Annotated in this window: 14 protein-coding genes; 9 read left to right on the forward strand and 5 right to left on the reverse strand. The window is 72.4% G+C overall.

Annotation, left to right across the window (positions count from 1 at the left end):
* Positions 1 to 12 precede the first annotated feature (12 nt).
* Genes ABEA26_RS16105 through ABEA26_RS16120 form a run of 4 tightly spaced genes read left to right on the forward strand, consistent with a single transcriptional unit; the run spans position 13 to position 4,087 of the window.
* Entirely contained in the window at positions 13 to 981 is a 969-nt protein-coding gene (locus ABEA26_RS16105) for a MurR/RpiR family transcriptional regulator (RefSeq protein ID WP_425587847.1), read from the forward strand.
* 53 nt (positions 982 to 1,034) lie between these two features.
* Positions 1,035 to 1,970 (forward strand): N-acetylmuramic acid 6-phosphate etherase, encoded by a 936-nt coding sequence (gene murQ / locus ABEA26_RS16110; RefSeq protein ID WP_345593002.1) that lies wholly within the window; start codon positions 1,035 to 1,037, stop codon positions 1,968 to 1,970.
* A gap of 15 nt (positions 1,971 to 1,985) precedes the next feature.
* Complete coding sequence (locus ABEA26_RS16115; RefSeq protein WP_345593003.1) at positions 1,986 to 3,518, forward strand: PTS transporter subunit EIIC; 1,533 nt, start codon at positions 1,986 to 1,988, stop codon at positions 3,516 to 3,518.
* Entirely contained in the window at positions 3,515 to 4,087 is a 573-nt protein-coding gene (locus ABEA26_RS16120) for a hypothetical protein (protein WP_345593005.1), read from the forward strand. Before ABEA26_RS16115 ends, ABEA26_RS16120 begins: the two co-directional genes overlap by 4 nt.
* Positions 4,088 to 4,107: 20 nt before the next feature.
* Here ABEA26_RS16120 and ABEA26_RS16125 read toward each other — a convergent pair whose 3' ends face one another.
* Entirely contained in the window at positions 4,108 to 4,704 is a 597-nt protein-coding gene (locus tag ABEA26_RS16125) for a dihydrofolate reductase family protein (protein ID WP_345593007.1), read from the reverse strand.
* Positions 4,705 to 4,797: 93 nt separating this feature from the next.
* On the opposite strand from ABEA26_RS16125, the gene ABEA26_RS16130 reads away from it, so the two are divergent.
* On the forward strand, positions 4,798 to 5,382 hold the full coding sequence (locus tag ABEA26_RS16130; protein WP_345593008.1) for a TetR/AcrR family transcriptional regulator: 585 nt from the start codon (positions 4,798 to 4,800) through the stop codon (positions 5,380 to 5,382).
* A 91-nt stretch (positions 5,383 to 5,473) separates the two neighbouring features.
* Here ABEA26_RS16130 and ABEA26_RS16135 read toward each other — a convergent pair whose 3' ends face one another.
* Positions 5,474 to 6,352 (reverse strand): LysR family transcriptional regulator, encoded by an 879-nt coding sequence (locus tag ABEA26_RS16135; protein WP_345593010.1) that lies wholly within the window; start codon positions 6,350 to 6,352, stop codon positions 5,474 to 5,476.
* Between the two features lie 122 nt (positions 6,353 to 6,474).
* Between ABEA26_RS16135 and ABEA26_RS16140 the strand changes: the two genes are divergently transcribed.
* Positions 6,475 to 7,473, forward strand: coding sequence for an NADP-dependent oxidoreductase (locus ABEA26_RS16140; RefSeq protein ID WP_345593011.1), 999 nt, complete (start codon positions 6,475 to 6,477; stop codon positions 7,471 to 7,473).
* A gap of 334 nt (positions 7,474 to 7,807) precedes the next feature.
* Here ABEA26_RS16140 and ABEA26_RS16145 read toward each other — a convergent pair whose 3' ends face one another.
* Positions 7,808 to 8,197: a hypothetical protein gene (locus ABEA26_RS16145; protein WP_345593012.1), complete on the reverse strand. Its 390-nt coding sequence runs from the start codon at positions 8,195 to 8,197 to the stop codon at positions 7,808 to 7,810.
* A gap of 117 nt (positions 8,198 to 8,314) precedes the next feature.
* Here ABEA26_RS16145 and ABEA26_RS16150 point away from each other — a divergent pair, with 117 nt between their 5' ends.
* Positions 8,315 to 9,154 carry a helix-turn-helix domain-containing protein gene (locus ABEA26_RS16150; protein WP_345593013.1) on the forward strand — a complete coding sequence of 280 codons (840 nt, stop codon included), beginning with the start codon at positions 8,315 to 8,317 and terminating at the stop codon, positions 9,152 to 9,154.
* Positions 9,138 to 9,347 carry a DUF397 domain-containing protein gene (locus ABEA26_RS16155; protein ID WP_345593014.1) on the forward strand — a complete coding sequence of 70 codons (210 nt, stop codon included), beginning with the start codon at positions 9,138 to 9,140 and terminating at the stop codon, positions 9,345 to 9,347. The genes ABEA26_RS16150 and ABEA26_RS16155 overlap by 17 nt, the downstream gene beginning before the upstream one ends.
* A 510-nt stretch (positions 9,348 to 9,857) precedes the next feature.
* On the opposite strand, the gene ABEA26_RS16160 is transcribed toward ABEA26_RS16155, so the two are convergent.
* Positions 9,858 to 11,408: a carboxylesterase/lipase family protein gene (locus tag ABEA26_RS16160; RefSeq protein ID WP_345593015.1), complete on the reverse strand. Its 1,551-nt coding sequence runs from the start codon at positions 11,406 to 11,408 to the stop codon at positions 9,858 to 9,860.
* A 42-nt stretch (positions 11,409 to 11,450) separates the two neighbouring features.
* Positions 11,451 to 12,581 carry an NADH:flavin oxidoreductase gene (locus ABEA26_RS16165; protein ID WP_345593016.1) on the reverse strand — a complete coding sequence of 377 codons (1,131 nt, stop codon included), beginning with the start codon at positions 12,579 to 12,581 and terminating at the stop codon, positions 11,451 to 11,453.
* Positions 12,582 to 12,826: 245 nt separating this feature from the next.
* Here ABEA26_RS16165 and ABEA26_RS16170 point away from each other — a divergent pair, with 245 nt between their 5' ends.
* Entirely contained in the window at positions 12,827 to 14,266 is a 1,440-nt protein-coding gene (locus ABEA26_RS16170; RefSeq protein ID WP_425587848.1) for a serine/threonine-protein kinase, read from the forward strand.
* The last annotated feature ends 53 nt before the right edge of the window (positions 14,267 to 14,319 follow it).

A 14,319-nucleotide genomic window follows, 5' to 3' on the forward strand; every position in this document is an offset into this window, starting at 1 on the left:
TATCTTTCATGAGTGACCGATGAAGTGAAGGAAACTTTCGGCAGCGCGCGGAGCGGCAACACGACCGGTGGCCGCCGCGGCGCCGGAAGCGGGGGCACGCCACCCGCGCCCGCCGCCCTCGCCGCCAAGGTCCGCACGCTGGCGCCGTCGATGACCCGTTCCATGCAGCGGGTCGCCGAGGCCGTCGCGGGAGACCCGGCCGGCTGCGCGGCCCTCACGGTCACCGGCCTCGCCGAGCTCACCGGCACCAGCGAGGCGACCGTCGTACGCACGGCCCGGCTGCTCGGCTACCCCGGCTATCGCGACCTGCGCCTCGCGCTCGCCGGGCTCGCCGCCCAGCAGCAGTCCGGCCGGGCGCCCGCCATCACGACCGACATCGCGGTCGACGACCCGATCGCCGACGTCGTCGCCAAGCTGGCCTACGACGAGCAGCAGACCCTCGCCGACACCGCCGCCTCACTGGACACCCTCCAGCTCGGCGCGGCCGTCGCCGCACTCGCCGCCGCCCGCCGCACCGACGTGTACGGCATCGGCGCCTCCGGACTGGTCGCGCAGGACCTCACCCAGAAGCTCCTGCGCATAGGACTCATAGCGCACGCCCCCAGCGACCCGCACCTCGCCGTCACCAACGCGGTGCAGCTGCGCGCCGGGGACGTCGCCCTCGCCATCACGCACTCCGGGTCGACCGGGGACGTCATCGAACCGCTGCGGGCCGCCTTCGAACGCGGGGCGACGACCGTCGCCATCACCGGCCGCCCCGACAGTCCCGTCACGCAGTACGCCGACCACGTGCTGACCACGTCCACGTCCAGGGAGAGCGAGCTGCGACCGGCGGCGATGTCGTCGCGGACCAGCCAGCTGCTGGTGGTCGACTGTCTGTTCGTGGGGGTGGCGCAGCGGACGTACGAGTCGGCCGCGCCGGCCCTGGCGGCGTCCTACGAGGCGTTGGCCCACCGGCACGGGAGCCGCGGGAGACCGTAGGCCCCGCGCTCCCGGGTAAGTACAGGCACCGAAGTGGAAAGAGCGGCTTCCTCATGACTGCGACCCCCCACCACCCCGACCTCCGTTCCCAGCTGGAGACGCTGGCCACCGAGGCGTTCCGGCCCGAGCTGGCCGAGATCGACCGGATGCCCACCCTCGACATCGCGCGGGTGATGAACGGCGAGGACACCGCCGTGCCCGCCGCCGTCGCCGAACGGCTGCCCGAGATCGCCGCCGCCGTCGACGCCGTCGCGGCCCGGATGGCACGCGGCGGACGGCTGGTTTACGCGGGCGCCGGTACGGCCGGCCGGCTCGGCGTACTGGACGCCTCGGAGTGCCCGCCCACCTTCAACTCCGCCCCCGGACAGGTCGTCGGCCTCATCGCGGGCGGCCCGGACGCCATGGTCACCTCCATCGAGGGCGCCGAGGACTCGGCCGAACTGGCCCGCGCCGACCTGGACGCCCTCGCCCTCACCCCCGACGACACGGTGGTCGGCGTCTCCGCCTCCGGCCGCACGCCATACGCCATCGGCGCCGTCGAGCACGCCCGCGCCCGGGGCGCCCTGACCGTCGGGCTGGCCTGCAACAGCGGCAGCGCCCTGGCAGCGGCCGCCGAGTACGGCATCGAGGTCGTCACCGGTCCCGAGCTGATCACCGGCTCCACCCGGCTGAAGGCCGGTACGGCGCAGAAGCTGGTCCTGAACATGCTGTCGACGATCACGATGATCCGCCTCGGCAAGACGTACGGGAACCTGATGGTGGACGTCCGCGCCTCCAACGAGAAGCTGCGCGCCCGCTCGCGCCGCATCGTCGCGCTCGCCACCGGCGCCGCCGACGACGAGGTCGAGCGCGCCCTGACCGCCACCGACGGGGAGGTCAAGCACGCGATCCTGACCCTGCTGGCCGACGTGGACGGCCCGACGGCCGCCCGCCTTCTGGAGGACTCCGGCGGCCACCTGCGCGCCGCGCTGGCAACGGCCCAGGGCTGACCGCACGCTCGGGGGGTGCACAAGGACACCTCCCACACCCCCCGATCCACGGCCGCCGCCCTCCTCCCCCTGGTCGGCGGCCCGGCCAACGTCACCTCAGTCGCCCACTGCATGACCCGCCTGCGCCTGGGCCTGGCCGACCGCTCCCGGGTGGACGACGCGGCGCTGCGGGCGTTGCCCGGTGTGCTGGGGGTGGTGGAGGACGGCGCGTCGTACCAGGTGGTGCTGGGGCCGGGGGTCGTCGGGCGGGTGACGGAGGCGTTCGAGGCGTTGCTGGCGGCCGACGGGGGCAGCGACACGCCGACGGCGGACGCTTCCATCGCCCCGGCGGCCACTCCCGCCGGCACGGTGATCGACCCCGCCGGCACGGCGGACACTCCCGTGGACACGGCGGACGCACCCGCGGGCACGGCGGACGCCCTCGCCCGGCGCGGTGCCGAGCTGAAGGCCCGACAGAAGCGGCGCGACGCGACCCCGCTCAAGTCGGCCCTGCGCCGCGTCGCGAACATCTTCGTCCCCCTCATCCCCGCCCTGATCGGCTGCGGGATCGTCGCGGGCGTCGCGGGTCTGCTGACGAACCTGGAATGGCTCCCCGGCATCACGCCCGCCCTGGCCGCCCTCTCCTCCGCCTTCATGGCGCTGATCGCGGTGTTCGTCGGCCACAACACGGCGAAGGAGTTCGGGGGGACGCCCGTGCTGGGCGGCGCGGTCGCCGCCGTCGTCGTCCACCCGGGCGTGACAGAGGTGACCGCGTTCGGCGCGGCCCTCGCCCCCGGTCAGGGCGGCGTCCTGGGCGCGCTGGCGGCCGCCCTGCTCGGCACCTACGTCGAGAAGCGGTGCCGCGCCCGCCTCCCCGGCACCCTGGACGTCCTGCTCACCCCGACCCTGACGGTGCTCGTCTCCGGTCTGGTGACCCTCTACGTCCTCATGTACGCGGCCGGCGAGGTCGCCACCGCCATCGGCACGGCGGCCGACTGGCTCCTGACGACGACCGGCGCCCTGGCCGGCCTGATCCTCGGCGGCCTCTTCCTCCCCCTGGTGATGCTGGGCCTGCACCAGGCCCTCATCCCCATTCACACCACGCTCATCGAGCAGCAGGGCCACACCGTCCTGCTCCCCGTCCTGGCCATGGCGGGCGCGGGCCAGGTCGGCGCGGCAGCGGCGGTGTACGTCCGCCTGCGCCACGACACCACCCTGCGCACGACGATCAGATCGGCGCTCCCGGCCGGCCTGCTCGGCGTCGGCGAGCCCCTGATCTACGGCGTCTCCCTCCCCCTCGGCCGCCCCTTCCTCACCGCCTGCGTGGGCGGCGCGGCGGGCGGCGCCTTCGTCGGCCTGTTCGCGATGCTCGCCACGGACGTGGGAGCGACGGCGATCGGCCCGTCCGGCTGGGCCCTGTTCCCGCTCCTCGCGGGCGGCGGAGGCTGGGCGGTGACGGCCGGGGTGTACGGCGGCGGGCTGCTCACCGGGTACGTGGTCGGCTTCGCGGCGACGTACTTCTTCGGTTTGGGCGACGGCACGGCCCGCATGCGACTCTGGGGAGCATGAACCACGCCCAGCTGACCGCCCTCGGCCGCGCCCTGCGTCTCCTCGGTGAGCACGGCGAGGCCCTGAGCACCGACACGCCGGACGCCAAGCTGCACGAGGTCCGCGCGGACCTGAAGCGCGCGCTGGACCAGCTGGAGGAGAGCGTCACGGCGGCGGCCCCGACCACCCGCTGCCACGAGCACCCGAACGGCCCGGTCGACAAGGCCGCCCCCGACCTCTGCCTCCTGTGCGAGACCCGCCGCCGCACCGCGCGCCGCAGCGAGTACAACGGCGGCCCGCTCCCCGCCCGGCCCGCCACCGAGCCGGTCCAGTCCCGCTACGGCGTCCGGGGCGACCGTCCGCAGCCCCAGCAGCGCTGGCTGCCCGAGCTGTGGAACGGTCAGGCGTGGCAGCTGTGCGGCACCCCGCGCCGCGACCGCCGCGAGGCCGAGCTGTACATCGCGGCCCAACTGCGCGCGCCCCGGGCGGCGATGGCGTACCGCCTCGTCCACGAGTTCACGGACTACGAGGTGCTGCGGGTGTGGGGGACGCCGGTACGGGTGGACATCGAGCCGATGGGCGGCGTCTGAGCCTGCCGGCCCCTCTCCTCCTACCGGCGGGTGAAGCGGGTGAGCGTGACGCCGTTGGTGAAGGCGGTGCGCTCGGCGGCGTCGAACAGCGTGGGGTCGAAGACACCGTCGACCAGCGGGACACCGGCACCGGCGATCACCGGATAGCTCTTGATCAGCAGCTCGTCGATCTCGGACAGCAGGGCACCGGCGAGCTTGCCCCCTCCGCAGAGCCAGATGTCCAGGTCGCTGCCCTCCTCCGCCTTGAGTTCACGGACGAGACCGAGCGGGTCGCCCGGCACGACGGTGACGGCGGGGTCGGCGTCGTCGGGCTTCAGGGTGCTCGACACCACGTACTGGCGCAGGTGCGCGTACGGGCTGCGGTACCCCTCGTCGAGGCCGGGACGGTAGCTGCCGAGTCCCATCAGGACGGTGTCGAAGTTCCGGTTGGGCACGTCGGTGACACCGACGGCGGCGCGGTAGGCGGTCGGCACGGTCTCGGGGTAGAGCGGGGTGGTCCAGGCCTCGTAGGCGGCGGCCTGCCGTTCGTCGCCTCGCGGGAAGAAGTCGAACTCACCGCCGGGGCCGGCGATACGGCCGTCGAGGGTGACGGCGACGTAGTACACGAGCCTTCGCAAAATGAACCCCCACGCAGTACTCTGTTTGAAGTGGTTCGAACGTAGTACTACAAACGGAGTGATGTCAATGCGATTCCCGATGGAGCCGTGCCCATGGTGAGAAGGAACGACCAGCGCCGCGCCGCCCTCGTCGACGCCTCGATCGAGGTACTGGCCGCGCAGGGCGCCCGAGGCCTGACCTTCCGGGCGGTGGACACGGAGGCCGCCGTGCCCAACGGCACCGCGTCCAACTACTTCGCCAACCGCGACGACCTGCTCACCCAGGCCGGCGCCCGCGTCTACGAACGGCTCCACCCCGACGAGGCCACCATCACCCGTCAGCGGACGGCCGGCCGCGACCGGGACACCTACGTCGCCCTGATGCGCGAGCTCGTCGACCGCATCGCCTCGTTCCGCACCGGCTACCTCGCGCTGCTGGAACTCCGCCTGGAGGCCACCCGCCGCCCCGAGCTGCGCGCGGTCCTGACCGAACGCATCCGCGCCGACGTCGCCGCCAACGTCTCGTACCACGAGGCGTCCGGCCTGCCCGGCGACGCGATGGCCGTCAAGCTGCTCTACCTCTCCCTGAACTGGCTGATCGTCGAGCAGCTCACCCTGCCGGACGTCTTCACCCCGGCCGAGCGCGACGAGCTGGTGACGGCGGCGGTCGAACGCATCGTGGCACCGTACCAGGGCTGACGGCCCGCCGGGGCGGATCCGGTTCTCGCCGCCGTCGACGTACCAGTTGGCCACGAAGCGGTTCAGCGCCGAGCGGGTCGGCCGGTCCCGGTCAGGTTGCCGGGGCGGTCAGGACGGCCTCGGCCGCCAGCCGAAGGTTTCTGATCATCGGATTCGGGTCGTCCGTGCGGCTGACCAGGACGACCTGGCTGGGGGGAGCGCCCTCGAGCGGGACGGTGACGAGGTCGGGACGCAGTGAGCTACGCCGGTCGCCGGCCGGCAGCACGGCGATCGCCTCACCCCTCGCGACGAGTTCGAGCTTGTCCTCGTAGCTCTCGACCGGCGGTACGTCGGCCCCGAGGATCCGGTAGGAAGTCCAGTCCGCGCTCTCGAACGCGCATGGCGCAGCCTCCTCGCCGGCCAGTTCTTCCGCGGCCACCGACGCGCGGTCGGCCAAGGGATGACCGCGCGGGACCACGAGGATCCGGGGCTCCTCGTACAGCGGGGTGGTGAACACGTCGTCGACGGCGGCGAGCGGCAGCGGAGCCCGCGCGATCAGGGCGTCGACGCGCTTGTCGGACAGCGCCCCGACATCGTGGCAGCTCAGATGCCGGGTGGCGATCTCGGCATCCGGGTAGCGGCGGCGCAGTTCCCGTACGGCGGCAGTGATCACCAGGTCTTCGACGTAACCGATGACGATTCGTTCGGTCTCGGCCTGTTCACGCACGGCCAGCTCGGCCTGGCGGGCGGACCGCAGCAGGGCTTGGCCCCGGGGCAGGAACGTCTGGCCGGCCGGAGTGAGCCGGGCGCCCCGGGGTGTGCGGTCCAGCAGTCGTGTGCCGAGGTATTCCTCGAGCCGTCGGATCTGGCGGCTCAGCGCCGGCTGGGCCACGTGCAACTCGGCGGCGGCCCGGCCGAAGTGCTGGTGCGCCGCCACCACGGTGAAGTAGCGCACCAGCCGCAGTTCCAGGTCCTGCCCAAGATCGTTCACCCTTCCAGCGTACGCGTCATGCCGTTTCGGAATGACGAGGTTGCCGAACCGGTCTTGGACGGCCATGCCGTCCTGGGCTTTCACTGAAGGAGCAACGTTTCCCCGAGAAAGCGACAGGCGCGATGAAGGCGATCCAGTTCCACGAAGCGGGCGGGCCGGAAGTTCTGCGGTACGACGAGGTACCGGTTCCCGAGATCGGCCCGGGCGAGGTGCTCGTCCGGGTGCACGCGACGGGCATCAACCCGCCGGACTGGTACCTGCGTGAGGGGATGAAGATCATGCCGGCCGAGACGAGGCCGGCGCTGGAGTTCCCCCTGACCCCCGGAACGGACATGTCGGGCGTGGTCCAGGCGGTCGCTCCGGACGTGCGTGGGTTCGCCGTCGGTGACGAGGTCTTCGGCATGCTGCGGTTCCCCGGATTCGACGGCCGGACGTACGCCGAGTACGTGGCCGCGCCGGTTTCCGACCTGGCTCACAAGCCGGCCGGTATCGACCACGTGCAGGCGGCTGCGGCGCCGATGGCCGTACTGACGGCCTGGCAGTACCTGGTCGATCTCGGCCACGACGTGCCGTCTCCTTTCACCGGCCAGGTGCACCGGCCGGTGCCGATCACGCCAGGGATGACCGTGCTGGTCAACGGGGCCGCCGGTGGAGTGGGCCACTTCGCGGTACAGCTGGCCAAGTGGCAGGGGGCACACGTCATCGCGGTGGCCTCGGGCCGGCACGAGCAGTTCCTGCGCAAGCTCGGCGCCGACGAGTTCATCGACTACACCACGACGCGGGCCTCGGACGCGGTCAGCGGCGTCGACCTGGTGATCGACGCCGTCGGTGGCCCGGACAGCTCACGCTTCCTGACCGTGCTCAAGCGCGGCGGCACCATGCTTCCGGTGTTCTTCGCCGAGTACGACCCGGAAGAGACGGCGCGGCTGGGCATCACGGTCTCGAACATTCAGGTGCGTTCCAACGGCCCCCAACTCGCCCGGATCGGGCGCCTGTTCGACGAGGGCAGGCTCCAGGTCGGGGTGGACAGCACCTACCCGCTGCCCGAAGCGGTCAGCGCACACACGCGAGCCGCGCAGGGCCACATCCAGGGCAAGATCGTACTGACGGTGGTCCCGTGATCGCCGAACTCCAGCAGGCGGTGGCACACCGGGCCCATGCCTTGGGCGAGCCGAACACGTCGTGGTCACCACGACGGACGCCGCCACCGCAGCGGTACAGGCCCACCTGCCGCAGACGGGGAACACCGGGGTCTGCACGTTCAGCCCGCGACGGTCCGACGGTGGGTGGCGGACCGCCGGGGCCGCCCTGACGCTGGGCAATGCCTTCCAGGGAGAGGCCGGGCGGTGCGTCCGCGGATCACCGGACGCCTGCCGACGTCCCGCGTCCGGCGCGGTGCGAGCAGCCGGCCGCCGCCTCCCGGCCTCTTGCCGCCGCTTCCTCGTCAGGCAGGCTCTAAGGGCGTGCGCTCTCACGGTTCGTCCTGCTCAGCCGCGCTCTCAGCACCTCCTCCGGCTGCGCCACCGCGACCGACGCCCGGGGGCAGTCCCACGCCCTGCCCCCGGCGACCGGCCGCAACCGTACGTCGCCTCCGACGTGCCCCATGACCTCCCCCACCCGCCCGTCCCGCGCGTCCACGGCATGCGTGCCGACCGCCGGGCGCTCACCCCGCACCACCGACGCCAGCCGCTCGGCGACCCGGACGTTGCACCGCCCCAGGTCGACCAGGGCGAACGGCTCGTCGCTCGCGCCGGTCACCGGATCGACACGCAGGGACGGCAGCACGACTCCGGCGCCCACGAGGGCCTGCCGCAAGGACTCGACGACTTCTTCGGTCGACCGCACCCTTCCTCACCTCCACGCTGAGTTTTCGATTCACCACACAGCGTGTCTGCCCCGCCTCTAACCTGGCCATACAGGGCGGCCCAACAACGCCTGATGTGCGACCGGGAGTTCCTTGCCATGCCTGGACCGAAAGACCTCGATCCCTCGTCGTCCCCCCGCGCCCTCCTCGGCGCCGAGTTGCGCCACGCCCGCGAGAAGGCGGGGCTGAGCCAGGAGGAGCTGGGCGGACGGCTGTTCGTCAGCGGCTCGTTCATCGGGCAGTTGGAGTCCGGTACGCGCAGGATGCAGCCGGAGTACGCGCGGTTGCTGGACGACGCCCTGAGCACGGAGGACTTCTTCCGGCGGAACTGCGCGGCGTCGGCCAAGTCGAGGTATCCGGAGCACTTCGCGGAGGCGGCGGAGGCGGAGGCGACCGCCACGGAGATCAGGGAGTACGCGCCCCTACTGATCCCTGGACTGCTGCAAACCGCTGCGTACACACGGGCGGTGTGCCGGGCATACCGACCAACGGCACCGAACGAGGCGATCGAGGAACTGGTGGCGGCGCGGATGGACCGGGCCCGTCTCCTCGACGATCCAACAAAGCCACAGTTGTGGGTGGTATTGGACGAAGCCGCGCTGCGGCGGGTCACCGGCGGGCGTGAGGTGATGGCCGAGGCGCTCGGCCATATCGTCAGCCTGATTCGCCGGAACCGGATCATTGTGCAGGTGCTGCCGTTCGACGCGGGAGCGCATGCCTCGCTGGAGGGCGCCATCAAGTTGATGGACTTCGAGGACGCTCCTCCGCTGGTGTACTTCGAGGGCGTCGGCACCGGGCGGCTGGAGGACGAACCCACCGTCGTCCGCTACCAACGGCACACCTACAGCCTTCTCTCTGCCTGCTCGCTGTCCCCGAAGAACTCCCTGGCCCTAGTTGAGGCGATGGCGCAGGATTACGCCCATGAGGAGCATTCCTGAGCACCACCTGGACTGGTACAAGTCCAGCTACAGCGGGGGCAGCGGCGGCAACTGCCTGGAGGTCGCCGTCGGAAACCCCACCGCCATCCCGGTCCGCGATTCCAAGGATCCGCATGGGCCCAGGCTGCGGTTCCAGGCCGATGCCTGGTCGGTCTTCGTCGACGGCATCAAGGGGGCCCCGGCTTCCAGGTGACCGTGGGGCCACTCGCTTCCTTGCCATGGTCCCCGGGCCGGACCTCTCTCGAAAACCGAGGACGAAATCGCTGTTTCGTCCTCGGTTTTCGGCAGGGGTCCCCCCACCCACCGGGCGGCAGACGCCAAACACTCCCGGCGTGCCGGCGAGGCGCCGACGCGCCCTTCGCGCCGGGCGACCGCGCGACCGCGCGACCCGCCCAGGGGACAGGCGTACCTGGGACACCCACCCTCCCCGGCCGCCCGCACGCTTCTCCCCCGTGCTGGAGCGATCCTGGTCAAGGGGCGGCCGCAGGCCGATCGCCGAAGGCGACGCGCAGCGCCCTTGACGCGGGTCGTGGAAGCACGACACTGGCGCAGAAGCGGGCGGCCCCACGGCCACGTGGAAGTCGGCGACACCCTGACGCCCCGCCGCACTGCGGGGTGCTGCCCGCGATGGCCGGCGCGCTGAGCAGGTACACGCCGACGACCACCGGCACGACGAACAGGCCCAGCATCAGGCCCCGTCCGGTCACTCCCCCGCTCCCACCAGCGGCAGGGGCGCGAACTCGTAGCCCTCCCACAGCCGCCGTGACGCCTCCCCCGGGTACGGCGCGACGACCGGCTCCGCGTCCAGGACCTGCACCAGGCGCCGTTCCGTGTCGTACGCGGGCCAGCCGGGGTCGCCGGTGCGTGCGAACGCCGTCCACGAGGCACGGAACCGGGACGACAGGGCCAGCGCCTCCGGGGACGGCTCCGCACCGCCGAAGACGAGCGCCCCCAGGTCGGCCTGGAACGTGCCGAAGAGGAGCGGGACGTCCAGGGCGTGGCAGGCGCCGAGGGCACCGCCGTCGCCCGGGGCGGGCCAGGTCAGCTCGTAGACGTGGGACCGGCCGCCGCCCGCGAGGTGGGCCTCGGCCAGGTGCAGGGACGGCATGGCGAAGAGCCAGTCGGTCTGGACGCGTTCGTAGAGGTCGTTCGCGGACGCGGCCGGGTACGCGGCGCGGTAGACCGCCTCGCCGCCCGGCGCGTACAGGCCGAGGGCCGCGCTCGCGCGTTCGTCGGTGATCCGGCCGAGCTTGCCCGCCATGACGGTGAAGAGCCGGTTCTCGTCGCGGTTGTGACCGACGATCAGGTCGACGTCCCGGGACGCGCCGGACGCGAGTGCCTGCCACGGCATGACCGGCAGTACGTCTCCGTCGACGACCGGCGAGTACGGGGTGACCGTGGGCGCGGCCTGCCCCCAGCGGTCCACGTACCCGGGCATCTTCGGGGCGAGCGCCTGCCCCGCCTCGACCAGCCGGGCCGGGTCCACGGCCGCCAGGTCGGCGACGGTCGGGCGCAGGCCGATCTCGGCGGCGAGGGCGGCGGCGACGTCCCGGGCGAGCTCGTCGGAGAAGAACGTGCCCGGCACGCTCTGGGCGATGGCCCGCCGGAACAGCCCGGCCGCGCTCGTCATGGCCAGCAGCGAGGCGACGGACCCGGCGCCCGCCGACTCGCCGAAGACGGTGACCTGGCCCGGGTCGCCGCCGAACGCCGCGATGTTCTCCCGTACCCACTCCAGCGCGGCCACCTGGTCGAGCAGGCCCCGGTTGGCGGGGGCACCCTCGATGCGGGCGAAGCCCTCCATGCCGAGGCGGTAGTTGAAGGTGACGACGACGAGGTCACCGTCCTCGGCGATGCGGCGGGCGTCGTAGCCGGGGCTGCCGGCGTGGCCGAGCTTGTAGGCCCCGCCGTAGATCCACACCATCACCGGGCGGTGGGCGGCCGGGTCGGGGGCGGGAGTCCAGACGTTGACGGTCAGCCAGTCGTCGCCCACGGCGGCGTTCGCACCGCCGGCCGGGCCCGCTGCGCCGAGGTCCTGCGGGGGCGGCGGACCGAAGGCGTAGGCCTCGCGTATGCCGTCCCAGGCGCGGGCCGGGCGCGGGGCGGCGAACCTGGCCTCGCCCACCGGCGGTTCGGCGAACGGTATGCCGCGGAAGACGGTCAGACCCTCCTCCCGCCGCCCGCGCACCGCACCGGTGACGGTGTGCACCACAGGGCCTGCTGATCCCACTGATTCCACGGGTCCGGGGTTCGTCATCCCACGGACCCTACGCCGCGGCGCACATCCGAAGCGGCCGGGTCAGCTCAGGGTCTGCAGCGCCGCCGCGTCGAACGGCGTCAGCTCGTCGAAGCGGCCGGCGAGGACCTTCCGGGCCCAGTCCGGGTCCTGGAGCAGCGCGCGGCCGACGGCGACCATGTCGAACTCGTCGCGCTCCATCCGGTCCAGGAGGTCGTCGAGGCTGCCGAGCGCGGCGCCCTCGCCCTGGAACGCCTTCCCGAACTCGCCCTCGAGGCCGACCGAGCCGACCGTGATGGCGGTCTTGCCGGTGAGCTTCCTGGTCCAGCCGGCGAGGTTGAGGTCGGAGTCGTCGAACTCGGGGCGCCAGTAGCGGCGGGTGGAGGCGTGGAAGGCGTCGACGCCGGCCGATGCCAGCGGGGCGAGAATGGCCTCCAACTCCTCCGGGGTCTCGGCGAGGCGGGCGTCGTAGGCGTCCATCTTCCACTGCGAGTAGCGGAAGATCACCGGGAAGTCGGGCGAGACCCTCTCACGCACGGCGGCCACGATCTCGGCGGCGAACCGGGTGCGGGCCACCGGGTCGCCGCCGTAGGCGTCGGTGCGGTGGTTGGTGCCGGCCCAGAGGAACTGGTCGATGAGGTAGCCGTGGGCGCCGTGCAGCTCCACGCCGTCGAAGCCGATGCGTTCCGCGGCCGCGGCGGCCTCGGCGAAGGCGCCGATGACGTCGTCCAGATCGCGCTGGGTCATCGCCTTGCCGGTGGCCTCGTCCTCGCCGATGCGCAGACCGGAGGGGCCGACGGCGGGGGCCTCCGGGAAGGGCTGGTCGCCCTGGTTGCGGACCATGCCGATGTGCCACAGCTGCGGCACGATCGTGCCGCCCGCCGCGTGCACCGCGTCGGCGACCTTCGCCCAGCCGGCCAGCTGCTCGGTGCCGTGGAAGCGCGGCACGCGGTCGCTCAGCCCGGCGGAGTCGTGGCCGACGTAGGTACCCTCGGTGACGATCAGGCCGACGCCGGCGGCGGCGCGGCGGGCGTAGTACGAGACCACGTCCTCGCCGGGGACGCCGCCGGGCGAGAACATCCGGGTCATCGGGGCCATCGCGATGCGGTTGGGCACGGTCAGGCCGTTGATGGTGGCCGGGCGGGCGAGGATGTGGGCGGCGCGCGAGGCGGTCTCGGCGAGGGTGACGCTCATGTGGGGGCTCCCTGGAATGACACCAGTTGACATATGCATATGCATGCAACGTGCGCCAACAACAACCCGCGCGCTCCCGCGCCCATTCCTGCCACTCGCCTCGGGCCCGACGTGATCCCGGGCACACCGGGCGCACCGCCGGGCGGGCCCGGACGTCGGTGCCCGTGCCCGCGAAACCAACCGCCCCCGCTATCGCGTATGTTGACGCGCGGACGTCGGTCGCACCAATCACCTGAGAGGAAGCCGTGAACGGGGCACGTGTCGGTGATTACGTGATCGAGCGCCGGCTGGGGACCGGAGGCATGGGCTCGGTCTTTCTGGGCCGCTCGCGTTCCGGCCGGGCCGTCGCGATCAAGGTGATCAAAACCGAGTACGCGGCCGATCCCCGGTTCCGGCAGCGATTCCGCAAAGAGGTGGAAGCGGCCCGCAAGGTCGGTGGCTTCCACACCGCGGCCGTGGTGGACGCGGATCCCGACGCACCCCGGCCGTGGATGGCCAGCGCCTACATCAAGGGGCCGACACTGGCCAACGAGGTCGCCCGGAACGGCCCACTGGACGAGGACCGGCTCTGGTCTCTCGCGGCCTCGCTGGCCGAGGCCCTGGAGGCGATCCACTCCTGCGGACTGGTGCACCGCGATCTCAAACCGGGCAACATCATCCTGGCCGAGGACGGCCCTCGCGTCCTCGACTTCGGCATCGCCCGCGTGCTGGAGGGCACGCAGCTCACCCACGACGGCTCGGTGATCGGGAGCTCCGGGTTCATCGCACCGGAACAGGTACAGGGCCTCGACATCACCGGGGCGTGCGACGTCTTCTCCCTCGGTGCCGTGCTGATCGCCGCGGCGGGCGGCAGTGCCTTCGGCAACGGCACACCGTACGGGCTGATGTACCGCGCGGTGCACACGGAGGCGGACGTGTCCGCCGTACCGGAAGAGCTGCGACCCCTCGTCCTCGACTGCCTGAGCAAGGACCCCGAGGAGCGTCCCACGCCCGGCCAGTTGCTGGACATGTGCGCGGACCGCCTCTGGGTGACGGCGGACCACGCGGCCGGCACCCCGGTGGACCCGCTCGACGACGCACACCTCCACGCCTCCGTCGCCGCCTCTTCCTCCGTCGCCTCGAGTCCGGTCGACTCGCGACAGCGGCAGACCGACGACCGGTCCACGATCGTCCCCTGGCCACCGCTCGCCCACTACCGGCGTCACCGCCGGACCTGGTCGCTCATGATCCTGCGCAACGCCGTCCTCACCAGCGTGCTCCTGGTGCTCGCGGCGGTCATGTCCGGCGGCCCGGGCGTGCTGCTCGCGCTCGCCGCGCTCATCACGCTCCTTCGGCTGGCAGGCCTGCTCCGCGGCTCCGGCGACGGGATCTCGTTCAACGAGCTGGGCATCCGGGTGGACTCCCTCAGAAAGCAGGTCGTGCTGCCCTGGGCCGACATCCGGTCCGTGGAGCTGAACACCAGTCCCAGGGAGAGCCGGCTGACCGTGTGGACCGGCGGGACCCGGAAGCACCGTCCGCCACCGGCCGTCCAGCCTCTGCTGTGGGTCCGCGGCCGGTTCGACGGCACCATCCTCATGCGTACGAGGTGGCTCACCCCGCAGGGTGCCGCGCCGGCGCTGCCACAGGCGGTCCGCACCTTCGCCGCGCACCATGCCATCCCCGTGTCGGAGACCCGCTCTTCCTGACAGACGCGACGGACGCGCCGGACGTGACGCGGAAAACGCCCGAGGGCGGCACC

The sequence above is a fragment of the Streptomyces marokkonensis genome (assembly GCF_039539045.1).
In the GTDB taxonomy this organism is placed as follows: Bacteria; Actinomycetota; Actinomycetes; order Streptomycetales; family Streptomycetaceae; genus Streptomyces; species Streptomyces marokkonensis.